The sequence below is a fragment of the Actinotalea alkalitolerans genome (assembly GCF_023369855.1).
In the GTDB taxonomy this organism is placed as follows: Bacteria; Actinomycetota; Actinomycetes; order Actinomycetales; family Cellulomonadaceae; genus Actinotalea.
In genome coordinates this window covers 62,540-76,917 of the sequence record NZ_JAMBPP010000010.1, presented here as the reverse complement: position 1 = coordinate 76,917, position 14,378 = coordinate 62,540, and the positions used below count along the sequence as shown (strand labels likewise).

Annotated in this window: 11 protein-coding genes and 1 tRNA gene; all 12 read right to left on the bottom strand. The window is 69.1% G+C overall.

Annotated features, from left to right (window positions below; all coding sequences use genetic code 11):
* Nucleotides 1-84 precede the first annotated feature (84 nt).
* The 12 genes from M1R94_RS13655 to aroH all read right to left on the bottom strand — a co-directional run bounded on the left by M1R94_RS13655 (nt 85) and on the right by aroH (nt 14,311).
* On the bottom strand, nt 85-957 hold the full coding sequence (locus tag M1R94_RS13655) for a protein NO VEIN domain-containing protein (protein ID WP_249382260.1): 873 nt from the start codon (nt 955-957) through the stop codon (nt 85-87).
* Complete coding sequence (locus M1R94_RS13650) at nt 957-1,982, bottom strand: hypothetical protein (protein WP_249382259.1); 1,026 nt, start codon at nt 1,980-1,982, stop codon at nt 957-959. The genes M1R94_RS13655 and M1R94_RS13650 overlap by 1 nt, the downstream gene beginning before the upstream one ends.
* Nucleotides 1,979-5,407: a DEAD/DEAH box helicase family protein gene (locus tag M1R94_RS20805; protein WP_249382258.1), complete on the bottom strand. Its 3,429-nt coding sequence runs from the start codon at nt 5,405-5,407 to the stop codon at nt 1,979-1,981. The genes M1R94_RS13650 and M1R94_RS20805 overlap by 4 nt, the downstream gene beginning before the upstream one ends.
* Nucleotides 5,408-5,448: 41 nt before the next feature.
* Nucleotides 5,449-6,564: a restriction endonuclease subunit S gene (locus M1R94_RS13640; RefSeq protein ID WP_249382257.1), complete on the bottom strand. Its 1,116-nt coding sequence runs from the start codon at nt 6,562-6,564 to the stop codon at nt 5,449-5,451.
* A complete protein-coding gene (locus M1R94_RS13635; protein ID WP_249382256.1) occupies nt 6,561-8,099 on the bottom strand; it encodes a type I restriction-modification system subunit M in 1,539 nt (512 codons plus the stop codon). The genes M1R94_RS13640 and M1R94_RS13635 overlap by 4 nt, the downstream gene beginning before the upstream one ends.
* Before the next feature lie 296 nt (nt 8,100-8,395).
* Nucleotides 8,396-8,469, bottom strand: a tRNA-Pro gene (locus M1R94_RS13630).
* A 98-nt stretch (nt 8,470-8,567) separates the two neighbouring features.
* Nucleotides 8,568-9,674 carry a hypothetical protein gene (locus M1R94_RS13625; RefSeq protein WP_249382255.1) on the bottom strand — a complete coding sequence of 369 codons (1,107 nt, stop codon included), beginning with the start codon at nt 9,672-9,674 and terminating at the stop codon, nt 8,568-8,570.
* Complete coding sequence (der, locus tag M1R94_RS13620; protein ID WP_249382254.1) at nt 9,671-11,215, bottom strand: ribosome biogenesis GTPase Der; 1,545 nt, start codon at nt 11,213-11,215, stop codon at nt 9,671-9,673. Before der ends, M1R94_RS13625 begins: the two co-directional genes overlap by 4 nt.
* Nucleotides 11,216-11,242: 27 nt before the next feature.
* Nucleotides 11,243-11,956: a lysophospholipid acyltransferase family protein gene (locus M1R94_RS13615; RefSeq protein WP_249382253.1), complete on the bottom strand. Its 714-nt coding sequence runs from the start codon at nt 11,954-11,956 to the stop codon at nt 11,243-11,245.
* The gene (gene cmk, locus M1R94_RS13610) at nt 11,953-12,702 is read right to left on the bottom strand and encodes a (d)CMP kinase (RefSeq protein WP_249382252.1); all 750 of its coding nucleotides are present in this window, start codon (nt 12,700-12,702) and stop codon (nt 11,953-11,955) included. Before cmk ends, M1R94_RS13615 begins: the two co-directional genes overlap by 4 nt.
* Before the next feature lie 107 nt (nt 12,703-12,809).
* Nucleotides 12,810-13,952 carry a prephenate dehydrogenase gene (locus tag M1R94_RS13605; protein WP_249382251.1) on the bottom strand — a complete coding sequence of 381 codons (1,143 nt, stop codon included), beginning with the start codon at nt 13,950-13,952 and terminating at the stop codon, nt 12,810-12,812.
* Entirely contained in the window at nt 13,949-14,311 is a 363-nt protein-coding gene (aroH, locus tag M1R94_RS13600) for a chorismate mutase (protein ID WP_249382250.1), read from the bottom strand. The genes M1R94_RS13605 and aroH overlap by 4 nt, the downstream gene beginning before the upstream one ends.
* Nucleotides 14,312-14,378 lie beyond the last annotated feature (67 nt).

Below are 14,378 nucleotides of genomic sequence, written 5' to 3'. Positions count from 1 at the left end.
TGACGGCTCATGTCGGCAGAAGGTCAGAGGCGGTCTCAGGCAGCCACGCCCCATCCCGCACACCGCAGAGACGGCGGCCCGTGGTCAAGGGCTGCTGACGGTCTTGGGCGTCCAACGCATCGTGACCGGCTCGAGCTGGTCGTCCTCCGGCGCCCACGGCAGGATGCGGAGCTCGCCGCCGGCGGCGACCGCGGTTGGATCGAGTCGGATGCCGGTGACGACACCCATCACGCACTGACCCGGGTGGTCCTGAGCAAACCGGACTTCCCCCGCGGTGACTAGGACAGCAGCGCCATCGCCCTGAGTGCCCTTGGCTTCCAGGTACAAGGTCTGGTCGCCCTTTCGTGCCTCGGCGTCGTAGGGGTTTCCGTGGCGGGTGTCGGTAACGACCCATCCGTCGGCTTCGTAGTGCGCGCTGAGCAACGCTTGGGCGTGATTCTCGATGGCTGCGCGGGCGACGGCGTCAGTGACGCGACCCTGGCTGCGGCCGCGCCCACCCTTGGTGGGTCCAGGTAGCTCCCGTCCGGCCACGTGGCCTCGCCAGAGCTCGTTGAGTCGGCGCGCAGCTTGGGGAGCTACCTCGACACCGCTGCCGAGCAGGTACTTCCACGGCACCTCGGGCACGTTGATGAGCAAGTTCGCTGTCAGCAGTGGCTCGTCGATCGGGACCATGAAGTCCCACTCGACCTCCACGTAGTTCGCGGTGCCGCCTCCTCCGTCCCAGTGCTCGTCCTGGTCCGGCTCATCGATCGTCCAGCCGCTCGCGACGATGCCGCGCGGCTCGACTCCCTGGGTCAGGAGATAGACCCGATCACCAACGGTCATGTCGGTGCGAGTGCCGGTCGACCACCGTCCACCCACCCGGGCACCTGCCTGCACTGCTTCGAGGTCGCTGAACCACGCCGCCTCGGGGATCTGCCAGCGCTGCGAGTTGTAGGTGAGGAGGAAGGTGCGCATCAGCGTGCTCCTGGCTCGGCGTTCTCAGGACGGACAGGGCCCTGGTCACTGAACAGCCGCTGGGGGCTTCTCGGCGGTGTCTTGGAGCGCCGCGGGGCCCATCCCTGCGCCATCTCCAGCACTCGGCCGGCAGCGGTCATGACGCGCTCGAACGCGAATGGCGGAAGCGGCTGGTCGGCTTCGATGTACTGATAGAGGTGTGGCGGGACCGACGCCGTCGAGTCGAGTCTCAGGCAGACCAGGTAGGCGACGGACTCGGCCTCGACTTCCTCGCTCGCCCGGTCCAGGCGCGTGCGCGAGGGCCACAGGTCCTTGTCGTGCGTCCCGACATGACCGCAGTACAGGTGACCGAGCTCGTGAGCCAGGGTCGCGAGCGACTCGGTTGAGGTGAAGGCATCGTTGAGCTCGACCTCGTAGCGGACGGGCACCAGTGCGGTTCCCTGGCCGCTCTTCGTCACAGCCCGCTGGTGCTGCATCGTGCTGGATACGTAGATGCACCCGGCCCGCTGCGCCGCTGACGGCACCCGGGTGACCCGGACTCGGTCGGCGACGGCGTTGGCGGTGAGCCAGGCGACGGCTGCGTCGGCGTTGACCATGGGCGGCATCTCGTAGGGGTGGAGGACCTCCGGCGGGAGCCGTGGTGCGCCAGGCAGCGGGATGGTCTGCGATACGTCGTAGACGAACATGACCGGTCCGAAGGGCTGCAGCATGACCAGGGGTCGCTGGCCGGGCTTGATGACCCGCCCAAATCTGGTCTCCCAGCGGTGCGCCGGCAGGACGTAGACGGCGCCGGGGAGTTGGAGCTGGGCCAGCAGGGCGTTCGTCGGCTTGTACTGGCGGAAGGCGGCGATCTGCCGCAGCAGTTGCCCGTAGGCGGTCCCGGAACCGTGACGGATGGCCTCTTGGAACAGGTGCTCGACGGACGCCTTGGCCTCGTCTGCGGTCAGTATCAGCGGTTCGGCCGACTTCGCCTCGTCGAGGTCGAAGTCGAAGGGCGTCATCGTCCCGGCGCCCTCGCCGGTCATGCGACCTCACCGGGGTTCGCTGTGCGGTGCACCTCGTGGAGCACCGACTCGAGGTCGTCGATGTCTGATCCACTGAAGAGCCCGTCCGGGCCGGTGGGCGCCGAGTCGGTGAAGGGCGGCTCGTAGAGTCGTTCAGCGTCCATCACGCCGTTCTCGCTGAGGTGGGTGACGATTGTCCACACGAAGTCGATCTGGGCCCGGGTGTAGGTGGCCCCGTTGAGGAAGCGGGAGAACGCTTCGGACGCGGCGTCGCGTTCCAGCCCGACCAGTGATCGGACGAAGACGCCGAGGCCGTTGGACACCGCGCTCGCCTTGGCGAGCTCCTCGGCATCGCCGACGCCGGCCTCGAGGAGCATCCGCTCGAGTTCGCTGAGGTCGTCCAAGGTGAGCTGACGGTTGCGGCGGACCTTCTGAAGGGCGACGTGGTCCAGATGGGCGCGCAGGTACTCACGAGCCTTGGCACGAAACCGGTCGACATCTACCGCGGGTGCGGCCCGGTGCAGCTCGATCTCCTGCATCTCGCCGAGCTCGTCAGCGAAATCGGTGTACACCTTGGCCTGCTTGGCGCGTTCGAGGAGCTTGACCAGGCCGCGCAGTCGCCGGCGCATCAGCTCGAGCATCGGAAGGGTCACATCGACCCACCACTCCTCGCCCGCGACCTCCGCCAGCAGGGCCTCCTGTGCCTTAATGACGGGGATGGTGGTCTGCTCCAGGAGCCCGGTGGCGATCTGCTGGACCTGGCGACGAATCCGGTCCGCACCGGGGTCGGAATCTAGGAGCGAGAGCTGCAGGCGCAGGGTGAGCAGGTCGAACATCTTGGCTCGCTCGTCGTCGTCGCGAACCGCGCTGGGCAGGCCGGCGAGGTGTTCGACGGCTTCGGCGGCCTCCTCAGGGCTCAGGTGGGTCCAGGCTGCGTCGTCGGCGTAGAACTCGACCCAGCGGCGTGCGGGGCGGACCACGAAGTTGTCCAGGTTCATGCCCTGGACGATGTGGTGGAGGTGGCGGGCGGTCTCGGCCCGGAGCGCGCGCTCGCTGACGGTGCCGTCCTGTTCCCCCGGGTCGAGGCCGTCGCCGATCCCGGCCTTGTCCAGGGCAGTCACCAGTTCCGTACGGGCGCCGAATAGCCGCTCGCCCAGCGAGGGGGCCCGGGTGCGGTCGACGGTAGCCGGGTCGGCGTTGAAGAACTCCAGGTTCTGACAGAAGTCGAAAACGAGGAAGTCTGTCTTGTGTTGGCCGGGGCCGAACAGGTCGGGGCGAAGGCGGGTGCCGCGGCCGAGCATCTGCCAGAACTTGGAGACCGATCGCACGAGCTTGAAGAAGACGAGATTGACGACCTCGGGGATGTCGATGCCCGTGTCGAGCATGTCGACCGAGATGGCGATGTGCGGCGCCTTATCGGAGTTGGAGAGGTCGTCGATCAGGCTCTGGGCGTACTCGGTCTTGTAGGTGATGATGCGGGCGAAGTGACCGGCGTACTCGGGGTAGGCCAGGTCGAACCGGGCGGAGATGAAGTTCGCGTGGTCGGTGTTCTTCGCGAAGATGATCGTCTTGCCGAGGCGGTCTCCACCGGCGACCTTGTGCCCGTGGGTCATCAGGACCTTGAGGACCTGGTCGACGGTGTCTGCGTTGAACAGCCACCCGTTCAACGCCTCGGCGGTCACGGCATCGGGCGGGTCTTCCTCGCCCCAGTCCAGGGCATCCCACTCGTCGCGCTCGGCCTCGGACAGGTCGTGGTACCGGATGCCCTGACGCTGGAACTTCAGCGGCACGGAGACCGCACGAGGCGGGACGAGATATCCCTCGGCGACAGCCTCATCCAGGCTGTAGGCGTCGGTGGGGACACCGTCTTCCAGGCCGAACAGGCGGTAGGTGTTGTGGTCCACCTCGTCCTTGGGCGTGGCCGTCAGGCCAACCAGCAGGGAGTCGAACCAGGTGAAGATCGCGCCGTACTTCTGGTAGACGGACCGGTGGGCCTCGTCGATGACGATGAGGTCGAAGTACCCGGGTCCGAACCGTCGCCCGGCCCCGTCGCTCTGATTGATCACGCCCATCATGGTCGGGTAGGTCGAGACGTAGACCCGCCCGTCTGCTTCCTTCTCGGTGACCAAGTTCACCGGCGATGAGTCAGGCAGGTGCTCCTTGAACGCCCCAACCGCCTGGGTGACCAGCGCTACCCGGTCGGCGAGGAACAGGACCCGCTTGGCCCAGTTGGCGCGCATCAGCTGATCGACCAGGGCGATCACGGTGCGGGTCTTGCCAGCCCCGGTTGCCATGACCAAGAGAGACGCGCGCTGCTTGTCGTGCTCGAAGTGCTCGTCGATCGCCCTGATCGCCCGCTGCTGGTAGGGCCGGCCCGCGATGCTCGCGTTGATGTCGGTCAGGGCCAGTGGTGCCCGCGTTGAGCGACGTGCGATCAGCAGGGCGAGCTCGGACTTGCTGTAGAAGCCCTGGACCTGGCGGGGCGGGTAGCGCAGGTCGTCCCACAGCCAGTGCTCGTACCCATTGGTGTAGAAGATCACCGGGCGCTGACCGAAGGTCGCCTCGAGGCAGTCGGCGTAGAGCTTGGCCTGCTGCTGGCCGACGATGGCGTCCTTGCGGGTCCGCTTGGCTTCCACCACGGCCAGGGGCTTGCCGTCGTCTCCCCAGAGCACGTAGTCGACGAAGCCCTTGCCCTGGGCGTTGGGCATGCCGGTGACCTCGAACTCGCGGTCACGGGCCTGGTCCAGCGCCCAGCCTGCTTCGCTGAGCATCAGGTCGACGAACAGGTCCCGGGTCAAGGCCTCGTCGTAGTCGTGGACGTCGGGCTCCTGGGAGTGCCGCGCCTTGGCAGCCGCGACCTGGGTCCGTAGGAGCGCGATCTCGAGGTCACGGGCCGCGGCGACCGCCTCGGACTGCTCGGCGCGCTCCCGTGCGGCAACCAGGTCCGCGTCCTGCGCGGCGAGCCGGTCACTGAGGTCCTTGAGCTCGGCCTGGGTCTTGGCCCGCACGTCGCCCGGGCGAGGGACGGCGTCGGCGGAGAAGGCCAGCGACGCCGGAGGGTGCTGAGTGTCCGTGGCGTAGGTGCGTGCCACCCAGTACAGGACATGGAAGAGCTCGCGAACCGTGGCCAGAGACTGCTGGGAGGACACCGGCTTGGGGCGGTGGACTGCGGCGTTGCCCTGCCGACGGATCACGTCCATCTTGGCTTGCAGCGCCGGGCCGACGAGCGTCCGCAGTGTCGGCTCGTAGAGCATCGCCGCCAGGTCGTCCTTGTATGGCGGCGTCAGCGTCGCGTCGGCGGTGTAGAGCCAGAGAAGCGTGAGCTCCAGCGCGCGGCGCGCGTAGAAGCAGGACGTTCGCGGGTCGACGAAGGCGAACCGTTCCGCCCGATCCGACTCCGCGTGGAGGTCCGGCCAACTAGCCTCGAGGAAGCCGAAGTTCCCCACTGCGCCCCCTTCTGCATCCCGCGTACGTCTTGGCCGTCACGTCACAGATCACCCGTGAATGCATGATGAGCAAGGGAAGCGGCGAGTGCATCGCACTCAACGAGCTGCCGTCGCGCGACCTCGCGACGGCACCTAATCGTCCGCGCCAACCGGCCGAAGTCCTGAAGCTCACGAAGTGGCGGTAGGGGTAGTGGGACCAATCGTAGGTCGCCGAGATTCAGGCCCTGCACGGCCGCTCCCCTGACACGTCTCGCCATCCACGCCTGAACACTCTCGCACTCAAGCGCCCCACGCACATACTCGACTGAGTCGCAGTCTACGGCTAGTCGGGCCGAGTCCTGGGTGATGTTCGCGCCGTCAAGGGCGGCAGGAACCTCGGCCATGCGGCCCACGTGCCCCCGAATCGAGATCAAGAGGTCACCTGCCTGAAGTGTCGAGCGCTTGTACTGAAGCGCGATGGCAGTTGACGTTCGTTTCACGCGCGGGAGCGCAATCCCACCGGCCCGCATGTCGGCGACACGAACGTAAGGCACACCGTCAGCGACGTCCGGTCCAGGCTTCAGAATCCCGTACGTAACAGGACGGTCAGGGTCAACCCAAGCGTCAAGCAACTGAATCGGCAGATCACGAGGGTTCGAAAGTGGGTCACCGAAAGTCTCCATGAACGCAGCCCGCGCCAAGACATCCAAATGAGCGATGGACTCCCGCCGCTTGCCCCGAAGGGTATCGGCCTGGTCTAGGATCGCCGCGATCTTGCGCTGCTCCTGAATCGGCGGACGTGCGATGCTCCGTTCCTTAAGGAACTTGAAGTGCCGGGAGTAGCCAGCACTCGGGAGGTCAAGCGAGCGGAGCGCCCAGTAGAGGTATTTCGTGTCCCACCCCTCTCGCGGTGCCAGCACCTTGACGCCGTCTGCCCCAAGGGCGAAACGCCGGTCCACGTACTTGAAAGCGCGCGTGTGGTCGCCGAACAGGACTACCGGGCCCTGCGTCCGACACAACCTTTCTCGTTCGTTCGTGTATCCCGCCACGTCGGAATTGCCCTGATCTATGACGGGGTATAAACCCGAAGCCAGGTACTCCGTGGCGGGCACCTTTGCGTTACCGCCAGTGGCGTCACGAAAGGCTTCGACGACCGGAACATCGGGCCAAGGAGTCATCCGAGCATCGCCTTGAGGTCGTCGAGTCCCAGACGAATCTCCTCTTCGATCACCTCGATGTCCGCGATAATCTCCGCAGGAGCGCGGTGCTCCACCTCGTCGCGGATCACCTCGCGGTAGCGGTTGAAAGATAGGTCATAGCCCTGCATGGCAATCTCGTCTTTGGGGACGGTGAAGCTTTGCGCTGTGCGCGCCCGGTGCTGTTCAGAGGCAGTCCGTTGGTGCCAGCGGTCGACAGCATCAGGCAGGTTGTTCTTGGTGTGGTTGTCGACGACGAACGGCGCGCTGGGTACCGCGCCGAGCTGGTCGTCGGGGAGCAAGGGCGTGCGCTTGTCGTCGAGGGACCAGCCGTCGGCCTGGAGGTCGTAGAACCAGACGTGGTCCGTGCCGCCGGAGTTGGTTTTGGTGAAGACGAGGATTGCGGTCGACACCCCGGCGTAGGGCTTGAACGCCCCGGCGGGGAGCTTGATGACGGCGTCGAGCTTGTGGTCCTCGACCACTGCCTTACGCAGCGCCTTGTGGGCGTTGCTGGAGCCGAAGAGGACGCCGTCGGGCACGATGACCGCCGCTCGGCCGCCCGGCTTGAGGAGCCGGAGGAACAAGGCGAGGAACAGGAGTTCGGTCTTCTTCGTCTTGACCATGGCCAGGAGGTCCTTGGCGGTGGTCTCGTAGTCCAAGCTGCCAGCGAACGGCGGATTGGCCAGCACCACCGTGTACTTCTCGGCGTCGCCTCCAGCGGACTCCGACAGGGAGTCGCGGTAGCGGATGTCAGGGTTCTCGATACCGTGCAGCAGCATGTTCATGCTGCCGATGCGCAGCATGGTGTTGTCGAAGTCGTAGCCGTGGAACATGCCGTGATGGAAGTGCTCGCGCAGCGCCGCGTCGTGCATCACCGCTGGGTGCTCCCGACGAACGTACTCCCCCGCAGCGACCAGGAACCCTGACGTCCCGGCTGCCGGGTCCACGATGACGTCGCGCGGGCCGGGCGCCATGATCTCAACCATGAGCTGGATGATGTGCCGCGGAGTGCGGAACTGGCCGTTCTGCCCGGCGGAGGCGATCTTGCCGAGCATGTACTCGTAGAGGTCGCCGTTGGTGTCCCGGTCCACGAGCGGGACATCGGCCAGCATGTCGACGACCTTGGCGAGGAGCCCAGGTGTGGGGACGGTGAAGCGGGCGTCCTTCATGTGGTGCGCGTAGGTGGACCCGTCGCCACCGAGGGTTCGCAGGAACGGGAACACCCTGTTGGAGACGACGTCGTACATGAGGGCCGGGTCGTAGTCCTTGAAGTGGGACCAGCGCAGGTCCGCCCACGGCTGGCCCTGGTCGTTGTTGCCGGTGGGGAACACGGCGTTCTCGACGGACTTGGCGGTTCGGTTGGCCTTGTTCTCGGCGAGTGTGTGCAGGTCGTCCAGCCGCCGGATGAAGAGCAGATAGGTGATCTGCTCGATGACCTCCAGAGGGTTGGAGATGCCGCCGGACCAGAACGCGTCCCAGATGCGGTCGATCCTGCTCTTGAGGTCCCCTGTGATCACCGGGACAGGCTACCGGGAGCACTAGTGCGGTCAGGGCCCGACATGCACTGAGGCTGGCAGGACCTGCCGCCCGCTCCCGGGCTCGAGTCCTCCCGGCTATCGCCGTGTCCGCCTTGGCCGAGGCCAACGTAGCGAGTCGACCCACGCAACGCCCTCGGGAGCACGCCACCAGCCGTACCCGTCCACCCCGGATCGCAAGAAGTTAGGGTCCAGGTTAGGGTCCAGGACCCCGCCAGACATGATCAAAGCCCCACCGGAATCTCTTCCGGTGAGGCTCTGACCTGCAGTTCTACACGTCGGGATGACAGGATTTGAACCTGCGACCCCTTGACCCCCAGTCAAGTGCGCTACCAAGCTGCGCCACATCCCGTGTCTGGCTTCTCGAGCCGTGAGTACTTTACCCCAACCGTGACCCCCGTCTGTCACCTCGGCGTCGAACGGCCCCGAATCGGCACCGCCTCGGCCGCGTCACCGACGTCCCAGGTCATCGCCGTCCTCGTCACTCCCGGAGGCGATCTGCTGCAGCTCTGCGGTGATCAGCCCGAGCACGAGCAGGTCCACCAGGAGCCCGACCGTGGCGGACCACTCCTCGATGCGGAAGACGAACACCTGGGTCACGAGCAGGCTGATCAGCACGGCCCGCCGGAACAGCAGGTAGGCACGGTGCCGGTCGCTGCGGACCACGACGAGCCCGAGGGCCGCGGCGGCTGTCGAGGCCACGGCGCTGAGGAGGAGACCTGTGACGATCCACCACGGCACGTCCGCGCCACCGAACCAGGCCACCAGCCCTCGAGCGACGGCCCCCACCGAGGCCAGCACGAGCACCCCGACGGTTGCCCAGGGCACCCAGCGGGCGCCCACCAGCCTGCGGGTGCCGCGCACCACGGCCTGCCCGACGATCTCGATCGGGTTGGGCAGCTCACGGGTGTCCTCCTCGACAGCGTCGAGCAGTGCACCGACCTCGCGAGCCCCGGTGATGTCTCCGGCCCGGTCGAGCAGCTCGTGGGCCTCGGCCCGGGTGCGCGTGGTGAAACCCCCGGCCAGACCCGCGACAGCGTGGTCCGCGGCACCGGCGAGGTGCTCGACCGGGTGGTGCGGGATCCGCCCGTGGAGCGCCTCGCCCAGCAGCACCAGCCCCACGACCGTCCCGTAGATCAGGGCAGCGGTGGGGCCGTAGAAGTAGTCGTTGTCCTCGGTGACGAACTTCCCGACCTCGTCGACGAAGAGTCCGAAGCCCACGCCGCCGATCAGAGCGCCCGCGGGGCGCACCACGGGTCCCACGAACGACAGCAGCAGCACGAAGGCCACCGCCATCAGCAGCCCGCCCCACAGGACGTGCGCGATGTGCAGCCCGTCGCCCCCGATCTGCGGGTACCCCGCGGCGGCGAGGAACGCCCGGGTGAGCAGCACCGTGGCGACGGTGGCGACCAGGAAGCCCGCCAGGTGCGACCCGGCGGCCGGGTCACGCGGCAGACCCCAGCGCAGCACGAGGCCGCGGTCCCGTGCGGCGTGCGGGCGCGGCGGCTCCGGGTCCGAGGACGTCGGGCCCGACCCGCCGGTGACGCCCTGGTTCACCGCTTGCGCTTCTCCCGGACCCGTACCGAGATGGAGATGGGCGATCCCTCGAAGCCGAAGGTCTCTCGCAGACGCCGTTCGATGTAGCGGCGGTACCCGGCCTCGAGGAAGCCGGTCGCGAAGATCACGAACCGCGGCGGCCGCGTGTCGGCCTGGGTCGCGAAGAGGATCCGCGGCTGCTTGCCACCGCGCAACGGGTGGGGGTGCGAGGCCACCAGCTCACCGAGGAAGGCGTTGAGCCGACCGGTCGGGATGCGCATGTCCCACGAGTCCAGCGCGCGCTCGATGGCCGGAACCAGACGGTCCTTGTGCCACCCGGTCTGCGCGGAGATGTTGACCCGCGGCGCCCACTGGACCTGCACCAGGTCCTGCTCGATCTCGCGCTCGAGCGCAGGTCGGCGGTCCTCGTCCATGAGATCCCACTTGTTGTAGGCGATGACCAGCGCACGACCGGCGTCCACCACCTGGGAGATCACCCGGGTGTCCTGCTCGGTCATCCGCACGCTCGCGTCGACGAGCACGACGGCCACCTCGGCCTTCTCGATCGCCGCCTGGGTCCGCAGCGAGGCGTAGAAGTCGGCGCCGGTGGTCTGGTGCACCCGGCGCCGGATGCCCGCGGTGTCCACGAACCACCAGGTCTTGCCGGCGAGCTCGACGAGCTCGTCGACCGGGTCGCGGGTGGTCCCGGCCTCGGCGTCGACCACCACCCGGTTCTCGCCGAGCATCTTGTTCAGCAGGCTCGACTTGCCCACGTTGGGTCGACCGACCAGTGCGACCCTGCGCGGCCCCCCGAGCCGAAGTGCACCATGGGCCGAGACCTCGGGCATCTCCTCGACCATGGCGTCCAGCAGGTCGCCCACGCCGCGGCCGTGCAGGGCCGAGATGGGGTGCGGCTCGCCCAGGCCCAGGCTCCACAGCGTCGCGGCGTCGGCCTCGGCGCGGGGACCGTCGACCTTGTTCGCGGCGAGGACCACAGGCTTCTTGGCCTTGCGCAGCAGCTTGACGACCTGCTCGTCGGTGGAGGTCGGACCCACGGTCGCGTCCACGACGAAGAGCACGACGTCGGCCAGGTCGATGGCGATCTCGGCCTGCTCCGCGACGCGGGCGTGGATGCCCGCGACGTCCACCTCCCAGCCACCGGTGTCGACCAGGGTGAAGTTGCGGCCCGCCCACTCCGCCGGGTAGCTCACGCGGTCACGGGTGACCCCCGGCTTGTCCTCGACGACGGCCTCACGGCGACCCAGGATCCGGTTGACGAGCGTCGACTTGCCGACGTTGGGCCGGCCGACGACGGCGAGCACGGGCAGCGGCCCGGCCGGCGCGCCCTCACCCGAGGCACCTTCCTGGCCGTCGAGCAGCGCGAGGTCGTCCTCCTCGAGCTCGTACTCGGCGAGTCCTGCGCGCAGCGCATCCTCACGGACCTGGTCGTCGACACCGTCGACGGGCGGGGCGGAGGGGGCGTCGATGTCGACGGCGGGTACGGCGAGGGGTGCCGCGGCGTCCGCGGTCGGGTCGTGCTCGGAGGGGTCCTGGGCAGTCATGGGGCCCATCCTCCCCTGCCGGGGGGCTCAGGGACGAACTGGGCCCCTCTGCTCGGCGTTCGGGTCGTCGGTGGGGAGCGCGACACCGGTGCGGCGGACCACCGTGTCGACATGCTCCGCGAGGGTCGTGCGGAGGGTCTCGTGCCCCTGGGCGACCGCGTCACGTCCCGACACGCCGGCCGGCCTGGTCAGCGTCAGGGGTTCCCCGAACTCGACCACCAGACGCCGCCGCAGACCCGGTGAGGAGTCCACCGACTCCCCGGTCCGGCGTGTCCCCAGGATGGCCACGGGCACCACAGGTGCCCCCGAGGTGACCGCGAGCCAGGCCACACCACCCCGCGAGCTCGCCGCGTCGCCGCGCCCACGGTTGCCCTCCGGGAAGACGGCGACCACTCCCCCACGGCGCAGCACCGCGAGACCGGCGACCAGCGCGGTACGTCCGCCGTCGGGGTCCACCGGGATCTGGCCCGAGGCGCGCAGCACCGCACCGATGGCACCGGTGAACGCCTCCTGCTTGACCAGCACGTGGATCCCCCGTGGAGCCGCGCCGATGAGCACGTGGCCGTCGACGAACCCGGTGTGGTTGGCGGCGAGCAGCACGGGGCCATGCTTCGGCACGTGGTGGGCGCCGACGATCTCCGTGCTCCACACCACACGGGCGAAGAACCGCCCGACCCATCGAGCCCATCGTGGCCCGACCTCACCGGGGACACCGGGAGCCGCCACGGTGGCACCGGTCACGGGGTGCGCCCGGTGAGGCGGGCGACCACGGTGAGGACCGCCTCGATGGTCTGCTCGAGGTCCAGGTCCGAGGAGTCCACCGTCACGACCCCGTCGGCAGCGGTCTGGAACTCGACCACCGTCGAGTCGTCCCGGTCACGGCGCAGCACCTGGTCGCGGGTCGCCGCGACGTTGTGCGCGGCAGCGTCGCCGTGCAGCTCACGTGAGCGTCGTGCCAGTCGCGCCTCCTCGCTCGCCGTCAGCAGGATGCGTACCGGGGCGTCCGGGGCGATGACCGTCGTGATGTCGCGACCCTCGATCACCACACCCCGTCCGCGGCTCCAGCCGTCGGGACCCAGCTCGACGTCGACCACGGCGCGCTGACGTCGACCCAGGTCGGCGCGCACGTCCAGGTTGGTCGCCACCGCGCTGACGACGCTCGAGATCTCCGACTGCCGGATCGCCGTGCCGATGTCGGTCCCCGCCACGGAGAAGGTCGGCAGCCGCGGGTCGAGTCCCATCTCGAGGACCAGGGTGTGCACGTGCGCGGTGACCGCCTCGGTGTCGGCGAGGTCGACCCCACCCTGCAGGCACCACCAGGTGGCCGCCCGGTACATCGCCCCGGTGTCGAGGTACGCCAGACCGAGCCGGGCCGCGACCTGACGGCACACGCTCGACTTGCCGGAGCCGGACGGCCCGTCGACGGCCACCACCAGCGGCCGGTCACCGTCCACGCTGACGCTCGCATGCGCACCGACGTCCGGCATCGTGCCGTGTCCTTCTGCCGTACCCGTACCCATCAGCTGGCCCATCTCCTCGTCGATCTCGCTGTCACACCGTCGTCCCCGTCCGCGCCGACCCTGCTCGCCAGCCCCTAGCCGGCGATCTTCCAGCCCCGTTCGGCGAGCTCATGCTCGAGCCGCCCCCGCAGCCCGGGCAGCACCGAGAGCGCGGCCAGGCCGACCGCCTGACGCGGTGCGTGCTCGAGCTGGAGCTCCTCGAGGTTGATCCCCGCGGCACCGACCTCGGCCAGCAGCCGGGCGAGCTCGCCCGGGGCGTCCGGCACCAGGACGGTCACCACGTCGTAGTCCTTGCGCGCACCGCCGTGCTTGCCGGGGATGCGGCTCACCCCCGCGTTGCCGGCCGCGATCGTCGAGGCGAGCGTCCCCAGGGCCCCCGCGGCCACGCTCTCTGCGCCGCCCGCGGCGTCGGCGTGCTCGAGGGCCTCGATCACCGCGTCGAGGTCATCCCGCAGGGCCCGCAGCACCGGGCCGACCGCCGCCGAGTTCGCGGCAAGGATCGAGGTCCACAGGCCAGGGTCGCTCCCGGCCACGCGGGTGACGTCCCGCAGGCCCTGCCCCGCGAGATCCAGCGCCGCCGGATCCGCGTCGCGCAGACGCGCGGCGACCAGCGACGCGGCGATCTGCGGGACGTGCGACACGAGGGCGACGGCATCGTCGTGCGCACGGGCACCCAGCACCAGCGGGACCGCGCCCAGGTCGGTCGCCAGGCTCCGGACCGCCAGCACTGCCGCGGGCGTCGACTCCCCCGAGCCCACCACGACCCAGGGACGCCCCGAGAAGAGGTCCGGGCGGGCCGCCGTGGGCCCCGAACGCTCGGAGCCGGCCATCGGGTGGGAGCCCACGTACCGGGTGAGGTCGGCGCCTCGCGTCCGCAGCTCCTCGAGCACGGCCGACTTCACGCTCGCGACATCCGTGACGACCGCGTGCGGATGCGCAGCGAGCTCGGCCAGGACGACGTCGGGCGTCACGTCGGGCGGTGCGGCCACCACGACGAGCCGCACCGGTTCGTCGTCCGGAGCCGGGAACCGTCCGGCACCGACGTCCCGGGCCAGCACGACCGTGGTCCGGGAGGGGTCGTGCAGGACGACGTCGACCCCCAGGCCTCGCAGGCCCATGCCGACGCTCGCGCCCAGCAGGCCGGTGCCCACCACACGGACCGGGCCGCGGGTGGCCGCGGGTCCCTGCGTCGAACCCGGCAGATCGGAGTCGATCACTGCGCCAGGTCCTTGCGCAGGACCGTCGCCCCGTGCAGGTACACGTGGCGGATGTCCTGGCGCGGGCGGTCGAGGTTCACGTGGGCCATCAGCCGCACCACCCGGGGCAGCGCGTGCGCCACGTCGATCTCGACCGAGCACATCAACGGCACGTCGCCCATGCCCATCTCCCGGGCGGCCGCAGCCGGGAAGTCGCTGCGCAGGTCCGGGGTGCAGGTGAACAGGATCGAGACGAGCTCGTCGGTGGTGACCTCGTTGGCGGCCAGGACCTCACGCACCAGCTCGGCGGTGCGCTCGAACAGGTGGTCGCGCTCGTCCCGCTCGAGCTGGGTCGCCCCCCGGATGGCCCGCACCGTCATCACGCACCTCGTCCGCTCGGTCGTTCGGGCGTCGTCGGCAGGGCGCCCGGCGACGCGCCGATCGCCC

Coding starts and splice junctions, on each gene's coding strand:
- M1R94_RS13650 (WP_249382259.1), bottom strand. CDS start 1,982: ATGACCGGCGAGGGCGCCGGGACGATGACGCCCTTCGACTTCGACCTC.
- cmk (WP_249382252.1), bottom strand. CDS start 12,702: ATGCCGGACGTCGGTGCGCATGCGAGCGTCAGCGTGGACGGTGACCGG.
- aroH (WP_249382250.1), bottom strand. CDS start 14,311: ATGACGGTGCGGGCCATCCGGGGGGCGACCCAGCTCGAGCGGGACGAG.
- M1R94_RS13640 (WP_249382257.1), bottom strand. CDS start 6,564: ATGACTCCTTGGCCCGATGTTCCGGTCGTCGAAGCCTTTCGTGACGCC.
- M1R94_RS13655 (WP_249382260.1), bottom strand. CDS start 957: ATGCGCACCTTCCTCCTCACCTACAACTCGCAGCGCTGGCAGATCCCC.
- der (WP_249382254.1), bottom strand. CDS start 11,215: ATGACTGCCCAGGACCCCTCCGAGCACGACCCGACCGCGGACGCCGCG.